This is a genomic window from Cytobacillus sp. IB215665 (assembly GCF_033963835.1).
Classification (GTDB): Bacteria; Bacillota; Bacilli; order Bacillales; family SM2101; genus Nanhaiella.
Map to the genome: position 1 here is coordinate 25,658 of NZ_JAXBME010000020.1, position 15,757 is coordinate 41,414.

General features: G+C 32.7%; 15 protein-coding genes and 2 pseudogenes. 11 read left to right on the forward strand and 6 right to left on the reverse strand.

Going from position 1 to position 15,757, the window contains the following annotated elements; translation table 11 throughout:
- The first annotated feature begins 392 nt into the window (after window positions 1-392).
- Complete coding sequence (locus tag SLH52_RS19370) at window positions 393-1,559, forward strand: ABC transporter permease (protein WP_320210896.1); 1,167 nt, start codon at window positions 393-395, stop codon at window positions 1,557-1,559.
- A 94-nt stretch (window positions 1,560-1,653) separates the two neighbouring features.
- On the opposite strand, the gene SLH52_RS19375 is transcribed toward SLH52_RS19370, so the two are convergent.
- Entirely contained in the window at window positions 1,654-2,637 is a 984-nt protein-coding gene (locus tag SLH52_RS19375; RefSeq protein ID WP_320210897.1) for a methyl-accepting chemotaxis protein, read from the reverse strand.
- A 584-nt stretch (window positions 2,638-3,221) separates the two neighbouring features.
- Here SLH52_RS19375 and SLH52_RS19380 point away from each other — a divergent pair.
- Window positions 3,222-4,103, forward strand: a pseudogene (locus SLH52_RS19380) (SMP-30/gluconolactonase/LRE family protein).
- A gap of 311 nt (window positions 4,104-4,414) precedes the next feature.
- On the opposite strand, the gene SLH52_RS19385 reads toward SLH52_RS19380, so the two are convergent.
- Both SLH52_RS19385 and SLH52_RS19390 read right to left on the reverse strand, forming a co-directional pair.
- Window positions 4,415-4,813: a Type 1 glutamine amidotransferase-like domain-containing protein gene (locus SLH52_RS19385; RefSeq protein ID WP_320210898.1), complete on the reverse strand. Its 399-nt coding sequence runs from the start codon at window positions 4,811-4,813 to the stop codon at window positions 4,415-4,417.
- A 333-nt stretch (window positions 4,814-5,146) separates the two neighbouring features.
- Window positions 5,147-6,085 carry a YafY family protein gene (locus tag SLH52_RS19390; protein WP_320210899.1) on the reverse strand — a complete coding sequence of 313 codons (939 nt, stop codon included), beginning with the start codon at window positions 6,083-6,085 and terminating at the stop codon, window positions 5,147-5,149.
- A gap of 110 nt (window positions 6,086-6,195) precedes the next feature.
- On the opposite strand from SLH52_RS19390, the gene SLH52_RS19395 reads away from it, so the two are divergent.
- From SLH52_RS19395 to SLH52_RS19430, 8 genes and pseudogenes are all read left to right on the forward strand, one after another.
- Window positions 6,196-6,534, forward strand: a complete 339-nt coding sequence (locus tag SLH52_RS19395; RefSeq protein ID WP_320210900.1) for an SH3 domain-containing protein — start codon at window positions 6,196-6,198, stop codon at window positions 6,532-6,534.
- Window positions 6,535-7,053: 519 nt separating this feature from the next.
- Window positions 7,054-7,554 (forward strand): GyrI-like domain-containing protein, encoded by a 501-nt coding sequence (locus SLH52_RS19400; RefSeq protein WP_320210901.1) that lies wholly within the window; start codon window positions 7,054-7,056, stop codon window positions 7,552-7,554.
- 282 nt (window positions 7,555-7,836) lie between these two features.
- Window positions 7,837-8,313 carry a DinB family protein gene (locus tag SLH52_RS19405; RefSeq protein ID WP_320210902.1) on the forward strand — a complete coding sequence of 159 codons (477 nt, stop codon included), beginning with the start codon at window positions 7,837-7,839 and terminating at the stop codon, window positions 8,311-8,313.
- Window positions 8,314-8,400: 87 nt separating this feature from the next.
- On the forward strand, window positions 8,401-8,889 hold the full coding sequence (locus tag SLH52_RS19410; RefSeq protein WP_320210903.1) for a GyrI-like domain-containing protein: 489 nt from the start codon (window positions 8,401-8,403) through the stop codon (window positions 8,887-8,889).
- A 456-nt stretch (window positions 8,890-9,345) separates the two neighbouring features.
- Complete coding sequence (locus SLH52_RS19415; protein ID WP_320210904.1) at window positions 9,346-10,104, forward strand: methyltransferase domain-containing protein; 759 nt, start codon at window positions 9,346-9,348, stop codon at window positions 10,102-10,104.
- A gap of 150 nt (window positions 10,105-10,254) precedes the next feature.
- Window positions 10,255-10,956 carry an SMI1/KNR4 family protein gene (locus SLH52_RS19420; RefSeq protein ID WP_320210905.1) on the forward strand — a complete coding sequence of 234 codons (702 nt, stop codon included), beginning with the start codon at window positions 10,255-10,257 and terminating at the stop codon, window positions 10,954-10,956.
- Window positions 10,957-10,980: 24 nt separating this feature from the next.
- Window positions 10,981-11,469 carry a GNAT family N-acetyltransferase gene (locus tag SLH52_RS19425; protein ID WP_320210906.1) on the forward strand — a complete coding sequence of 163 codons (489 nt, stop codon included), beginning with the start codon at window positions 10,981-10,983 and terminating at the stop codon, window positions 11,467-11,469.
- A gap of 294 nt (window positions 11,470-11,763) precedes the next feature.
- Window positions 11,764-11,868: pseudogene (locus SLH52_RS19430) on the forward strand (M4 family metallopeptidase); the annotation flags it as partial.
- 241 nt (window positions 11,869-12,109) lie between these two features.
- On the opposite strand, the gene SLH52_RS19435 reads toward SLH52_RS19430, so the two are convergent.
- The 3 genes from SLH52_RS19435 to pyrH form a co-directional block, all read right to left on the reverse strand.
- Window positions 12,110-12,757, reverse strand: a complete 648-nt coding sequence (locus SLH52_RS19435) for a hypothetical protein (RefSeq protein WP_320210907.1) — start codon at window positions 12,755-12,757, stop codon at window positions 12,110-12,112.
- A 3-nt stretch (window positions 12,758-12,760) separates the two neighbouring features.
- A complete protein-coding gene (locus SLH52_RS19440) occupies window positions 12,761-13,030 on the reverse strand; it encodes an autorepressor SdpR family transcription factor (protein ID WP_320210908.1) in 270 nt (89 codons plus the stop codon).
- A 242-nt stretch (window positions 13,031-13,272) separates the two neighbouring features.
- Entirely contained in the window at window positions 13,273-14,007 is a 735-nt protein-coding gene (gene pyrH, locus SLH52_RS19445) for a UMP kinase (RefSeq protein WP_320210909.1), read from the reverse strand.
- Window positions 14,008-15,384: 1,377 nt separating this feature from the next.
- On the opposite strand from pyrH, the gene SLH52_RS19450 reads away from it, so the two are divergent.
- Window positions 15,385-15,729: a metalloregulator ArsR/SmtB family transcription factor gene (locus tag SLH52_RS19450; protein ID WP_320210948.1), complete on the forward strand. Its 345-nt coding sequence runs from the start codon at window positions 15,385-15,387 to the stop codon at window positions 15,727-15,729.
- Window positions 15,730-15,757 lie beyond the last annotated feature (28 nt).

Here is a 15,757-nt window from a genome sequence, read left to right on the forward strand (position 1 = left end):
TCGTAAGAACATATAATAAGAAGGCCAATTTCTCATTTAAATCTTGAGAGGTTGGTCTTTTGTTTTTACTTAATCATTTGCAGAACTTACATCATTTATTTCAAATAATAATCAACATCCTATTATTTACAATTATTTTTTTAAAACTTTTTTTATTATCATTTCGTTTAACTAACCGAGGTAACAAATACGAAGGACTAGTATACTACTAAAGTCATTTTTATCTGCACTGCAACATTGGTCAATATAAAGTTTGAAAGGTGTTTCACTTGAATTTAACAATTGAAAATATCTAACAGGTTTGGAGATAATTTCGCAGTAAATGATGTTTCATTTGAGTTATTAACACCGAACCTTGAAAATTTTTATTTATTCGAACAGGAGGTAGTACGATGAAACAACTAGTGAAATTTGAATTATATAAAATATTTAGACAAAAAGGGATATACATTTCGATGATACTTATGTTTCTCCTATTTGGTATGATAATGTTTAACGAATCCAGAATCCCAAATAATTTAGATACTTCTGCTGTAGATATTAAGGAAGAACTGCATGGAGTTGCAAAAAAGTGGGAGGGAAAAATAACAGAACAGAAGATAGAAGATGCCTCGGAAATTTCACAATCGCTTGAGGCTAAAGTACAGCAGAAATATGATGAAAATAACAAAGGAGTAATGACGGAATTAACATCAGAAGAAGTTGCTGAATACTTTATCCTAAATAAAATAATTATTGCAAGATCATATTTAGAAGACTATAAGATAACTATGAAAGAATTCGATGATAAGTTAAATACGCTAAATAAAAATGATTTCACTTATAAGGAAGCTTTGTTAGAAAAGGAAATGTTAGAAAATTTAGTTGTAGATACTTTCAAGTATAATGAAGGACCCAAAAATATAATTGGTTTCGCCAGTGGTTACGCCGCTTATTTTACAGGATTAATTATGCTAGTCGGACTAGCTTCAGTTTTTGTAAATGAAACAAGTACTGGAATGGACCAATTGATATACAGCACACGCCATGGACGTAAAATAATTGTTACTGCAAAAATAATTGCTGCAACTGTTTTGATCTTAGTTATTACATTGTCATGGGTTATTTTTGATGTGTTAATGAACACATACATTTATGGGACAAGTGGATGGACTTCATCTATACAAAATTTAGGATATCCTCATTCACCTTATAACCTAACTGGTCTAGAGTATTTTGGTATTCAAATCAGTGCTCACATACTCGCTGCAATTGCTTTTATGGCTTTCATATTAGCAGTGTCAGCACTATCGAAAAGTGTACTCGTATCTTTTATTATTAGTGCATTAGTCTTCATCTTGCCATCTATCTCTATGCCTATTCCATTATGGGAATATGTGCAGAAGTATAGCTTTGGAAGCTTTATGTCTGCTTCAGAATTTATAAACCCATTTCATGCAATAAATGTTGTTGGAGTCCCAATATTAGATCCAATTGTTCACTATCCACTAGTTGCAATCCTAGCAATTATTTTCACAATTGTAGTTTACAAAACGATTCAAAGAAAACAAGTTTCATAAGGGAATATTCACATAATAATGAATATGTAACTGAAAGACCAGCTAATGCTTACAAGATTAGCTGGTTTTAGTTGCCCAATAAATTTATATTATGCTATTCTTCCTTATCATGTTTAGTATCTTCTTGCGCTTTATGGATAATTCCGCTAATGCCAGCTGCAAGTTTTGAATCAACGATTTCAGCATCTTCAATATGCTTGAGAATCGTTTCATTAATTTCATCAAAAACAAACTTAGTGTCATTTATTTGCTGAATGACCTCTTTAGAAAAGGCTGTTTGTTCATTAATTGCTTGAAGTACGCTATTTACTTCTTCTTGTTCTTGTTCCATTATTAGTAAATTGTTATTTATTTTTGAAGTTGTTTCAGCACTTAATTCAATTCCTTTATCAACTAAAGAAGAGCTCTTTGTCGTTTCATTTAAGGCACTACTTATTTCACCTTGTATATGACTTGTAAGTTCAGCAATGTTTTTAGTACTTAAAGCTGTGCTTTCAGCTAGTTTTCTAACTTCATCTGCCACGACAGCGAAGCCTTTACCTTGTTCACCGGCACGTGCTGCCTCAATAGATGCATTTAATGCAAGTAGATTTGTTTGATCGGCAATATCGTTTATAACATTGACGATATTTTCAATTTCTTTAGATCGAATACCAAGCTGTGTCATACTCTCAGAAGCATTATTCGTTTGATCACCTAATTGTTTAATGAGAGCTTCTACTTCAATAACAGAATCTCTACCTATTTTTGACTGATCGACCATTTTGGTTGTAGAGGCTATAAGTGATTCTCCTTTATTGATAACAGATGTAGAAATGTCATTGGATTGAATACTTAAATTTTGAACTTGTTCAAAACGGCTTTTTATCGTTTTTACTAAAGAATCTAATGCTTGATGTTGATCATTAACGACTTGATGCTGGTCAACCGTCGCAACTAAGTCTGTTTGTAATTGTGCTAGAAACTCATTTGTCATCATTTCTTGTTGTTTTTTTTCTAATTCTAGTATTCTTACTTTCTCTTCTAGTTCATCTATGTGCTTTTGTAAATCTTTCGTCTTTTTCGTTTTTATTAACATATCGGTGCCTCCTGAGCTTTTTTCCTACTAAGTTATATTTTGTCATATTATGTGTGATTTTGTCGAGATTAAGAGAACATGTAATTATAATTTAAATGAAAGAGAATGAAGGGAATATGTATAAATTAGAGGAAATGTCATAAAGAAGTAGTAATTAATAAGTTAGCATTAAAATTGAACTTGTAAATCACTTTTTGAAAGAGCTAGAGGTTCAGGTTTCACGACCAATCGAGTTTACGGTGTGAACAACGAAATAATCTTTCTAATTAAATAATGTAATCAGATCATAAGCTTACAATGGTATGAATTAATATAACAGAGAGTAGCAAATTTACCAGGGGAGCCTTGGTGGAATTATTTAGAGTCTAAATGGGGTTCGGCAACCTGTTTAAAGGAATACTAGGGTTTATCTATGAATTAGATGAATATAGTATTATACCAATCCAAGCTGCTATAGGTACCCAATTTATATCCCAGTCTGGTGGGTAGCCTGACCTACAATATGTATTCGGGTTTTTTATAACAGCCATTATATAGCTTTGTTCGGGCTGCATTGTATATTAAATTGAATTGGAGCGAGTCACTTGTTTGATAAAATTGAGCTAGTAGTAGATGCAAAGGCAACGTTAGGAGAAGGACCATGCTGGGATAGTAAAACTCAACAATTGTATTGGGTAGATATATTTGAAAGAAAACTATTCGTTTATGATCCTCATTCCGATGAAAATAGATAAATACAGTTGAATAAACTTGTAAGTGCAGTCGTTCCTAAGGAAGCAGGAGGGCTTATTTTGGCGATGGAAGATGGCTTCTTTTCAATGAATGTTGAAACAGAAAAGACTCAGTTGATACATGATCCAGAAAGTCACCTTCCTGAAAATCGATTTAATGATGGGAAGTGTGATCCTGCAGGACGTTTTTGGGCAGGAACGACCGATAGAAACTTGAAAATGAACGAGAATGGCGCGCTTTATTGTTTAAATACAGATTTAAGTGTTGTAAAGAAACGGACACGTGTAAATATATCTAATGGACTAACATGGTCCCCTGACCATAAATATATGTACTATATAGATACTTTAACTAAGAAAGTAATTCGGTTTGATTATGTTATTTCGACTGGTCAAATAAAAGATCCGATTGATATTATTTTCTTTCGTAACGGCGATGGATTACCAGACGGTATGACGAGTGATGAGGAGGGTAAACTATGGATTGCCCATTGGGGAGGGTCAAAGGTTTCAAGATGGGATCCAAACACAGGTGAACAAATAAGCGAAATATACGTTCCAGCAAAAAATGTGACGTCTTGCGTATTTGGTGGCAAAGACTTAAATGAATTATATATTACAACAGCTAGATCAAGAACTTCCGAGCAAGATCTAGCGAGTTATCCACATGCAGGAGGGCTATTCAAAGTAGTCACTGATGTAAAGGGAAGTGGGACATACCGGTTTGGAGGCTAATAGTCACTCAAAGGTGAACTTTGTCAAAGAGTTTAACTCTAATAAACTGATGAGAGTTAAACCCTTGATTTTCCCCTATATACCGTTTGGGAGAGTTTTTAATAGTAAAAGCAAATCTCGTAAACTTATTTTTTACTAAAAATAGACAGTTAATGAGTTTTATAAGAGCTCAATAATTGTAAAAGTAGCAAGGTGCCAAGAACGTTAGTCGTATACTTGCTTATACCTTAGAACAAAATAGCAACAATTAATTTGAACTCATGTTTATGGAGTGGACAGAACTTCCTATATTTGTTAAATAATTTTCATTCTTAAATACAACACATGCATTTTTCGTCAATGCCATAGCCAAATGGAATGGAAGTCTGATTCAAAGCACTATGCAAATAAGGTTCCTGCTTGTCCACTGTATAATGTACATCTATAAGGATATTAGAAAGTAGACCAATACCTTTAATCATCTCAATCTCCTTAGTATAAGATTCGTCAGGTGAGATAAAACTTTCTGTTAATGAAATGAGTGCACCAGCAGAACGACCTGCGACAGGAACGCCATTGTAATAATGTTCTTTTATTAACTGTTTTATTAGTGACTTTGTATATTGTTTATGGTATTCGTATGTACTTCCACCACCTATGAAAATCCCCGTAGATTGAGCTAATGTATTGGTAGCTTGCTCGTAATCTAGTTGATTATTTTCGCCTGGCATAATGACAGAATAGCTATTAATACCTATCTCCTTCCAAGTCTGTACATAGTACGGTAAGGATTCTTTCCACTTAGGAGAATAAGTGATTAATAATGCAATATGAGCTTTTTTGCCCCCACATTTTTGAATAAACGTCTAATTAGCTTGTATTAATGAAGGGTTTCCACCAAATAAAAATAAATATCTGTCTTTCATTACATTCACTACGAACTGGGTGTATTTTTATTAGGCTACTTACGTAAAATTTGTTGCTATTAAGATTAGTTTAGGACAGCAATAAATAAAAAATTTATGGAATTGATCTTATTTTAAATGTATCCGAGGACTACTTACTCAGTATATGTCGTTTAAATCGACAAGGATTTTTTTCATTTCTATAATTAGTTGCTCCGGCCCTTCAACTCGCGCATGTTTACCTAGACTAATAAAAAAAGAAGCATAATATTCTAGATCAGGTTTGGTGATTTGAGTATATAAGTTACCGATGCCATTTTGTTCTTCGACAATACTCTGTTCTAAGAATGGGTCGTTTTTACAAATTTTCACACCTTCACGACTAAGCTTTACTTTGAGTGAAACCTTTTCAGGCTCTTTACCCATATATGACCAATTGTGAATGTTGAACTTACTTAAGTCCACACCCTCATGTTCTTCAACGATGGTTGCATTTAAAATGCGATCAGCTCTAAATAAGCGTGTATCTTCTCTCTTGAAGCAATATGCAGGGCAGTACCAATGCCCATTTTGTGAAAAAACACCGACAGGCTGAATGGTTCTAGTTGATTTTCCTTTTATTGAGTCATAGGTAATTTGAACAACCTGTTGATTAATGGAAGCATCTAGTAATAATTGTAAGCAAGGAGATGACTGCTGTCTTTGTTGTGTATAAAAGACAAAACGCTGTTCCATTTCCTCAATTCGTTTTTTTACATCACTCGTTAAGTAATGATGAAACTTTTTTAATGCAGATTTAGCATCTGTTTCAAAGGGAAGATCGTTATAGTATTGGAGTGACTGGTTTGCAAAGAACATTGCAATCGCTTCATTTTCAGTAAATGCAATTGGAGGAAGAATGCGTTCTTTGATAATTTTGTATCCTCCTCCTGCACCAACTTCTGAATATAGTGGGACACCTAGTTCTTGTAGATCAAGTAAGTCCCGTTGAATTGTACGAAGTGATACACCAAATTCATCTGCTAACTCTTTTGCAGTAAATACCCGCTTGGAGTTAATGACCATCATTAATTCCACTAACCTCTTCGATTTATTCATTCAATACAGCCCCCTGATTAGTCCCACCTTTATACGCTTAATATATCATATTAATACGTCAATAATTGTCGTAATTATAAGTTAAGATCTAAATGAAGGGAGGTAAATGTATGTATTATATAGTAGCAAGGAGTCATAAAACGAATTATCCCAAGCCTATTACTTTGATGAAGGGTCAAGCAATTGTTGTAAGTGAAAAAAGAGAGGGATATTGGATCTATTGTAAAACAACAGATGAGGCAATGGAAGGATGGGTTCCAGAAAGCCTTATTAAAATCGATGGAGGCACAGCGTTTGCCTCGGAAAATTATACAGCAAGGGAACTAAATATAGACGTAAATGAAAAGGTTATTGGAATAAAGGAACTTTATGGCTGGTTATGGTGCCGTAACGTTAGCAATGATGAAGAGGGTTGGGTCCCAAGTGATCATCTAAAACCAATAGTTTAAAAAACTATTAGTCTGTTGGATTCGTACAAAGTTACTACTCATATTAATTTTCATTTAAGTCGTGGCATCTTTTCATCTTAAATACGAGAAAATTGAGGTTAGTTAGTAAACATAGTAGCAAAGTTACTTAAAGAACTTTTTAACAGTTTGATATTAGTAATGGGTCTTAAGCTAAAATTCTTAAATGTCTATCTGCACATAACCACAATGTGCCCTCATGAGGAATGTCTCCAGTGGTTGTCTGGGGTAACTTAAGTGAGGGGGCTTTTCTTACTATTTGATATGAATAAGGGAATTAATCTTTGTGATAAAATTTGTTGCTTTTTCATGTGATTTTGAGTAACTGATATGTATTATGTGATTGTTATAGTCTTTGGAGAAAAAGGTGCCCTAATTATTAGCTCGCTATTTTTAGAGATATAAAGCTAATAAATAATTTGGAAAAATATAATAAATACGACATTAGATGTCGCTATTATTAACTAAGATGAAAGTGTAAAAGAAAAGGAGGAATAAATAATGAATATTAAAACGAATGAAATGAAGCTTGAACCGACAATTAAAGAGATGGACGAGATGGTGGTTGTAGGACTAGAATGTCATACTTCAATGACTGAAATGCAAAAAAATAATCCGATTCATGGTTTATGGATGGACTTTATGTCTTTGGAAAGTAGCATTCCTTTCCGAAAAGACAAAAATGTAACGTATGGCGTTTGCTACGATGAAAATAAAGAAACAGGTGATTTTGTTTACGCTGCGGCTGTTGAAGTAGAAAAGGTGGATCAATTGACAGATAAGCTAGTGACAAAAACAATTCCTGCACAGCGCTATTTAGTCTTTACTCATAAAGGGCTAATAAGTGAGCTTGGTAAAACATTTGGCTATATTTTTGAAGCTTGGCTGCCGCAATCTAATTTTGAAGTCGTTAACTCAGCTTCATTTGAGTTATATGGCGAGAGATTTCTTGGACCAGATAATGTTCAATCGGAGACAGATATTTACATCCCGATAAAATAGCAACATTTGTATGAAGTAATGATTGTGAAAAAATATGTCGCTTATCTTACTAATAAACAAGAATAGCGTTGTGCTCGCATATTTGTATTCAAAGAGATCGGGTTCAAGTACATTTGATATTATCGATGAACCAGCTGAAGGTTGGTAATTGTCAATATCAATTATAGAGTTAAGGGGCTTTAAGCCCTTAATAGCTGAAGATAATTTCTACAACATATAGGGTGACTCACTTATAGATAACTAATTTGAGTCACCCTTATGCTATGAAAGGAAGGTTATAATATGAAAACAGAAATCATCAATGAACGCATCAACAGTTTTGAAGGATTTATTCATTTTGTAGAGTCCTTACGGAATATGGAGGATGAGAAGTGGGAGCTGCCGATTGCTGAGGGAAAGTGGGCTGTGAGAGACATCATAGCTCATATCATGCTTTGGGACAAATATTTTCTTGAGAATGCTATACGTAAGATAAAATTACAACAACCTTTAACTAGTCGTCATGTTAATTTTGATGAATTTAATAATAATGCGGTTCAATATGGTAAGACAAAAGATAAAGATACACTTATTAGTGAGACAATAAGTTATCGTCGTGAAATTATTGATCATTTAACCCCCATACCACGTGATAAATATGAAAACAAGTATGTAGATGAAGACGGGAATCATTTTACTATTAAAAGCTATCTCGATGGCTTTATCCCCCATGATAGCCACCATAAATCTCAAATTGAACAATATTTAAATAAACCATAAGAAATATCTCTGCATATTTGAGGTTATACTGTTAAAACGTCTATAGTTGGATCACACTTATACTATCCAGATAGAGGAGGATTTTTCGTGTCTAACACATATACTAAAAGTAATGTTATAGCAAGAGAAGGTTTTGATTTCGTAGGCAATAGTACAAGAACAGCTAATAAAGTTGAAATGACAGCAGATAGACGTATCCCTAAACTATGGGACGATTTTTACAAAAATGAAGTTTTAGAAGCTATTACTCATAAGAAGAATTTGAATGTATTAGCAATCTATACTGATTACGAGACAAATGAACATGGTGCTTATACCTTTGCATTAGGTGCAGAAGTCAGGGACAACAATATGGTGCCGAATGGGATGGAATCAATGCAAATTCCTGATCAAAAATATATTGTATTTACAACTCGAAAAGGTCCTTTACCAGGAGTAGTTATAGAGGCTTGGGAGGAAATTTGGAAATGGTCGGAGCAGAGTGCAAGAGCTTATGGAGCTGACTTTGAACTATACGACGAAAGAGCAATGGACCCAAATAATAGTCAGGTTGATATTTATATCTCTGTGAAATGAACTACAAAACATTTAACTAGTATTGAAGACGGAAACTCAAAGCTTACGTAACTAGCAGTTAGGAAGTTGTACTTTATATAATAAGACTTGTACGTACATTCCCACGTTCTCTTCTTTATCTTAGTTTTCACACCTTTGGTGAGCGTGGGTGAAATCCTACAACATCCTCATAGCTTCAGTTCTGAAGGAGCAATCTGTACTTATAAGCTGAAGTAAATATTCATTCCGCATTTATATATCTGTACGCTCCGAATTGTTTCCGATTTAGTGAGGTTAATATGATAAAATAAGGTAAACTGTTATATATAGGAATTCTTTAGTACTAGTATTTTTAAACGAGAGGTATAGATAATGATATTGTTAGAACATGAAATATAACAACTTTGTTGCTATCCTAGAGGACCTCCTCCCTAAATTTTAATACTGTGCAATTTTGAAAATTTAGGAGGAGAAATAATGGTGGCAGTAAAATTTGAAGAATATATAAACGATGTGAATGAGAATTTTTCGGGTTGGGATTTTTCCTTTATAACTGGAACTGGGCGAATGAAAAGCAGTCTACTTCCCTGGTCTTACGGAAGCATGGCTAGGCAATTAATGAAGCATGCAAATTCTATGTTAGATATGGGCACAGGTGGCGGAGAATTTTTGTCAAAGCTTCAACCATTTCATGAGACAGTTTATGCTACAGAAGGGTACAAACCAAATATTCCGATCGCAAAAAAACATTTAGAGCCTATTGGAGTTACAGTGGTTTCAGTTGAAGAGGATTCCAATCTGCCATTTAGCGATAATCAGTTTAATGTCATTTTAAATCAACATGAATCTTATTGTCCTAAAGAAGTTAGAAGAATAATAAATTCTAATGGGATATTTTTAACTCAACAAGTTGGTGGCTTGGATTGCCTAGGGATAAATGAAGCACTAGGATCTTCGATAAATAATGAATTTAAAGACTGGAATCTGACTACGGCAATGAGTGACTTGGTGAACAATAATTTTGAAATTTTGTATTGTAAAGAAGAGTTTCCAACACAGCGTTTTTTTGATATAGGTGCCCTTGTATATTACTTAAAAGCAATACCGTGGCAAGTACCAGATTTTAGTGTAGAACAATATTGTGAAAATTTATACACCATTCATAAACATATACAATCTAAAGATTTTTTTGATGTAAACCAGCATAGATTTATCATTAAAGCTCTTGCAAAATAGAAAATATCACTTTAATAGTATATATGTTGTTACACAAGGTCTTCTTATTAGAAGACCTTGTTATATATTCAAAAACTCCTTCACTCCTTCAACAAAGGGTAGTGTAATGAATGAAGGAATGTAACAGTCATTCACAGAGGAAGGTAATTAATGTTAACTAGAGATTATAAAGTATGGAAGGCTGATCTTGAGAATTTCTTGTTAAGATTAGTTGGAGGGCAGCATCAAAACTCTTTAGAAATTGCTCAACCAGCTACAGAAGATGAAATAAAGACTATAGAGCACCAATTGGGGATACTTATTCCACAAGATTTTCGGCATGTATTGCTTCATTTTTCTAAACATCTACACTTTTATTGGTTTTTGAATAATATAACCTATCCAATAACACGACAATCAAATTACATTGATAAAACTTGCTTTAACATGGGGAATGTAGACCAACGTATTCTTGATTGTGGAGGAATATTTGATAACCCTTTGTGGTCCATACAAAACCTTATAAGCTATGAAAATGCCAGAGAGACATACGAATTTTTAGATGATGATGATACGTTCGAAAAAAAATATTGGGAAAATTGTTTACTGTTCACATCGTTCGGAAATGGAAGTTACTTAGGAATTGATCTAAAGTATAATGTTGGTGAAATTATCTATTTAACGACTAGTTATCATATGCATGGCTTAAGGTTAGGTGGTGATTTCTATACTTTTTTTAATAATTGGATAAAACTCGGTTGTGCTGGACATTGGGGAGAAGATTTTTACTTATTCAGTTCAAAAGATAAGCCATATTTAAATGAACAATCTGTAAATGCTACTGGATGGAAAAAATGGATAGGTATCATTTAAGAAGCTATTAAGGAGTTGACCTATATGGCAGTATCATTAGATCCGGTTTTGCAAGAACAAAAGCACGTATTAAAAAATCTGTATTCACTCTACCTTCATGATTTATCAAAATTTACTTCTAGTTTAGATATTACTAGTGACGGAATATTTGAGATGGAGGAATTGAATATATTTTGGGATACAGCTGGTTTTTCTCCATTTTTTATAAAACAAGGTGAAATGATTATTGGTTTCGTTTTACTTTTAGAGAGACCTTTTTTAAAAGGGCAATATGATTATTGTATAAATGACATCTTTGTACTTAATAAATATAGGGGAAAAGGAAATGGAATAAATGTAGTAAAAGAGCTTTTTGAGCAGAAGAAAGGGAAGTATTATGTAATTGAGCTTGCTAGCAATGAATCAGCTGTATCTTTTTGGAAGGGTATTTATAAAAAGATGAATATAAAATATGAAGACAGCAGAGATTTGATAGATGAAGAGGAATGTTTTGTTCAAACTTTTCAAGTTTAAGTAAAATACCTATTAAGTTCAGATAGGGCAAAAGTCTTGAAAAAGATTATTATTAATATTTTCAGAATATAAAATTATATAAGGTTATAACCTTAATTTTGGTATTTTACTACTTAAATAGTAGTGTTTTTTTGATTATATTGACGGAATTTTTGTATTTTTATTTTTTGCTTTAATATAACTATTCCCAATGAAAAAACTATACATTTGAACTTAAAAATCTAGAACACAAAGTGGTGTAATGACTACTGAATTAGCGAGTTCATTAGCATTAGGTAATCATCTACATTTAGTCAGTTACGCTCATCTTTAATCCAATCTGCCACTGACTTGTATGGAGAGAATGGTTCTGAAGTTGCAGCAATATCAGCAGCATTTGATGAAGTAGGAGTAGAATAATTATAAGGTGAGGCTTTTTCGAAAACTTTGTTGCTATTGTCACCAAATTATCATACTGGTTTAAACGTTTGATTACAGACAATAAAGGTGCCGATGGTGATGTAGGTATTTATTACTCGATTCGAAAAACAACAATCAATACGAAAACAGCCTAAGTAACAAATAGAGGATAGCTTAAAAGGGTAGGGCTAAATGTCCAACAACTTCTTAAGTATCCTCTTTTTTGTGTGTAATATCCTCGTTATATCGTTTTATTAGTAGGGGGTATATTGTGCTTTTTATAAATACCATATGAGCCTAATAGCATAACGAGAAGTATCATTCCTAAGGCGATAAAAAATGTGATTAGTAGTACTTTTGGTGTTAAGAAAATAAGAGGAAGCATGAGTATTCCTCCCACGAAGAGAACTTTTGCTAGAAAAAATCGAATGGTATTCCATGATTCATTTATAGTTGAATTTAATGGTGAAACATTGTCAGTGTTCATTTTAAATTGTTGAATGACATTTCCAGTTACGATAAAAATTAACGCTAAACATAATGGTAATAGGAATAAAATGTTAACTTCATATCCTAAACCGTTTACGACCACTCCAAAATAAACAGCAAAAACAATAAGCATCACTACCGTTAAAATCTTTTCAACATTTTGTTGAAATCTTCTGTATTGAGATTTTTTTTGTAAAACCCATGAACTAATAATGGCTGACAGATAAACGGCGATGACAGATATTATTAAGCTAAACAGGACATTGATTGTTGAAGTATAACTACTTGGTGTTCCAAAGTTGTTAAATTTATTAGGTAGCTGATCTGGTAAATATGGGTAAAGTAACAAACTTGATCCAATTACCACAATAACGACAACTCTTGTGATCCATTTACTCATCGTTTAATCCTCCTTGTTTTGAAATTGTAAAACCCATTTCATTAAATCTTGAAAGACAGTCGTGTTAAGTGAATAAATAATGTACTGGCCCTTGCGTTCATCCCATACTAGGTCTGCTTGCTTTAACAAATTCAAATGACGTGAAATGCTTGGCTTAGTCATATTAAAATGTTCAGCAATTTCTCCAGCTGTTAAGTCTTTGTTTTTTAGTAAATCTAAAATTTTTCGGCGGGTAGGATCAGACAAAGCTTTGAAGGCCAAATTTAGAGACATAGAAGTTCCCCCAAGATTGGTTTTTATTTTAACATTTAACTAATTAGCTAAATATTAATTTAAATTGTACTGTGGTTGAATTTATTTGTCAATGTAAAATTGAAAAAATTTACTTTTTGTAAAGAGTGAATAAACAAATAGTCTTAAATGAATAATGAATCAAAGCTACTAAATCCAATAGAATAATAGCTTTGATTCATGACAGATTTAGAGGGCAGGTCATATGGGTTTAGAATATATTATTATAATGTTGTTGTCTCTTTATCGTTAATTATCGTGCCGCATTGAAAGCCCTCGCATATTTTCTTCATAGAGCCTACTTGATCAAAATTAAATATGTGTACAGGTATATGATGGTCTCTTGCTAACAGTAAAGCGGATTGGTCCATTACTTTAATATCTTTTTTGACGATATCATTGTAGTTTAATGTGCGGAACATTTTAGCTTGTGGATTGGCGTTCGGATCTGAATCAAAAACGCCTGAAGTACCTTGCTTTGCTACTAGTATGGCATCACTATTCATTTCAATAGCTCTTTGCACACTCGGATAATCAGTCGTAACAAACGGTTGGCCGTTTCCACCTCCAAAAATAATAATATAACCTTTATTTAAATGCTGGAGTGCGCGTAACCTTATATATGGCTCAGCAACAGATGTTACAGGAATAGATGTCATAACCCTCACTTCTTTGTTCGTAGTCGATGTCAGAACGCCACGTAGCATTAGACTATTAATAATTGTTCCTAATGTTCCTATATTATCTGCTTCCACACGGTCAATTCCCCACACGTCAGCTAAGTGACCACGAAAGATGTTTCCTCCACCAATCACAATGGATACCTCAATACCCATGTTTACAATACTTAATACTTCTTTAGCAATATGATTTAATTTTTCGATGGAGAAGTTTTCACCGTTGTTATCGCTAAGTGCTCCTCCACTTAATTTTAATAGTACTCTATTGTAATTGTTCAACTCATCAATCCTCCAATATATATAAATAGCTTGATTCTTTAAAGAGCACATCTAAGTTAGAATTTTAAGTTGTATTATGGTGTTCACATTTAATACGGTTTTCTAAGTCATTCAATTTAAACTTAAAGTTTTTCCAATTAATATCTGTTCCACAAAAGGAAGCCTCTGAATCCTATGTTTTTGAAAAACTGTTAATCGTTCGTTTAATGACGACAAGATGATTAATGTTGATAATCGTGGGGGGCATAGCTTAGTCATTTCACTAGGTGTCCTTCGTGGAGATTATTTTCGGTTTTTGTAATACTCTAGCATGCTGGTACTGCATAAAGCTCTTTTGTAAGCTCTGTTGCTTAAGTAACTGATGAGTTTTTTTAAGTCTATAGAGAATGAAGGTTCCCAAAACATTCATAGCTCTTATTACAAAGTTGTTTTCGAGTTTATTGTTTAATAAATACAACTATTGTTTTGTACATCTATTCGTCTATATATGATGATCATCACATAAAACTTCTTTTTTACTGTGATAATTTTGTATTAATAACAACAAAGTTCTCAAAAAGCAACTCTACGTGTAAACAGCCTTGTGTATTTAGCTCAAACTGTCTAAATTATACTATTTTTGAAACGTATGTCAATATTTAGTGGTAAACTAACTATTAATATTAAATAGCTATATGAAATGGAAATCTGATGAATTGTAATTTTACACTTAATCAATATATGGCTACGATAAATTTAAATTAATTATTTAAAATCAAAAGCTGTTAATATCTAAATATTTACAAGAAAAAATGTGAAATCGTTAATAGTGGGTGACATTATAGGAACAAGTACATATACATAACAATGGCAAAGGTTTAATTAAGGGAGGACAAATGTAGAGATATACAATATTTATTAAAATGCAGGGGCGTAAGCTTGTACATGAGCATTTGAGTAATATGGAGAAGTTCATTAGCAAATTTCTTTTGGCTCTTTTCGTAAACTTTGTTGCTTTTTTACTAAAAATGGATAATATAATGAGTTTTTTGAGAGCTCAATAATTTTAAAAGTAGAATAGATGCCACGAACGTTATATATACGAGTTTATAACTAAGAACGAAAAGTAACATTCGATGCGAAAACACCCCTAAATTATGATAAAGCTATGTAATTTTATGAAGTGTTATCTGAAATAATGAGTTGACGTATTTATATAAGCATTCTATTATATAAGCATATATTTATATTCTTATGATAACTAAGTTATGAAACTGAAAAAGTGATACACTTTGAATGATCTAATTTAGAACAACAAATCATCTTAAACAAGAAAAAGTTCATATGTATTTTCTTAGGATGAAAATAAAGCAGCCTTTAATATAGGAGGGGGACAAAATAGAATTGCCTCATATTGAAATTGAACATATGGCTAAGCAGATGAAATTGTTAGGTGATAAGACCCGCTTATCAATCATCGCACTTCTTTATCATGATGAATTTTGTGTATGTGAATTTGTAGATATTTTTGGAATGAGTCAGCCTGCAGTTAGTCAGCATTTGCGGAAATTGAAAGATAGTGGCCTAGTGAAAGAAAATCGAAAAAGTCAATGGATGATTTATTCTTTAAATACTGATAGTCAATACTATCCATTGATTCAAGATATGATGAAGTTCTTACCCGATCAACTCGAAAAAATTAAAGAGCTTGAGAATAATGGATTACGCATATCATGTAAGTAGCCGAAAATGTATAGTAAAGGTAGTTGAA

Coding starts and splice junctions, on each gene's coding strand:
- SLH52_RS19370 (WP_320210896.1), top strand. CDS start 393: ATGAAACAACTAGTGAAATTTGAATTATATAAAATATTTAGACAAAAA.
- SLH52_RS19375 (WP_320210897.1), bottom strand. CDS start 2,637: ATGTTAATAAAAACGAAAAAGACGAAAGATTTACAAAAGCACATAGAT.
- SLH52_RS19385 (WP_320210898.1), bottom strand. CDS start 4,813: ATGCCAGGCGAAAATAATCAACTAGATTACGAGCAAGCTACCAATACA.
- SLH52_RS19390 (WP_320210899.1), bottom strand. CDS start 6,085: ATGAATAAATCGAAGAGGTTAGTGGAATTAATGATGGTCATTAACTCC.
- SLH52_RS19395 (WP_320210900.1), top strand. CDS start 6,196: ATGTATTATATAGTAGCAAGGAGTCATAAAACGAATTATCCCAAGCCT.
- SLH52_RS19400 (WP_320210901.1), top strand. CDS start 7,054: ATGAATATTAAAACGAATGAAATGAAGCTTGAACCGACAATTAAAGAG.
- SLH52_RS19405 (WP_320210902.1), top strand. CDS start 7,837: ATGAAAACAGAAATCATCAATGAACGCATCAACAGTTTTGAAGGATTT.
- SLH52_RS19415 (WP_320210904.1), top strand. CDS start 9,346: ATGGTGGCAGTAAAATTTGAAGAATATATAAACGATGTGAATGAGAAT.
- SLH52_RS19420 (WP_320210905.1), top strand. CDS start 10,255: ATGTTAACTAGAGATTATAAAGTATGGAAGGCTGATCTTGAGAATTTC.
- SLH52_RS19425 (WP_320210906.1), top strand. CDS start 10,981: ATGGCAGTATCATTAGATCCGGTTTTGCAAGAACAAAAGCACGTATTA.
- SLH52_RS19435 (WP_320210907.1), bottom strand. CDS start 12,757: ATGAGTAAATGGATCACAAGAGTTGTCGTTATTGTGGTAATTGGATCA.
- SLH52_RS19440 (WP_320210908.1), bottom strand. CDS start 13,030: ATGTCTCTAAATTTGGCCTTCAAAGCTTTGTCTGATCCTACCCGCCGA.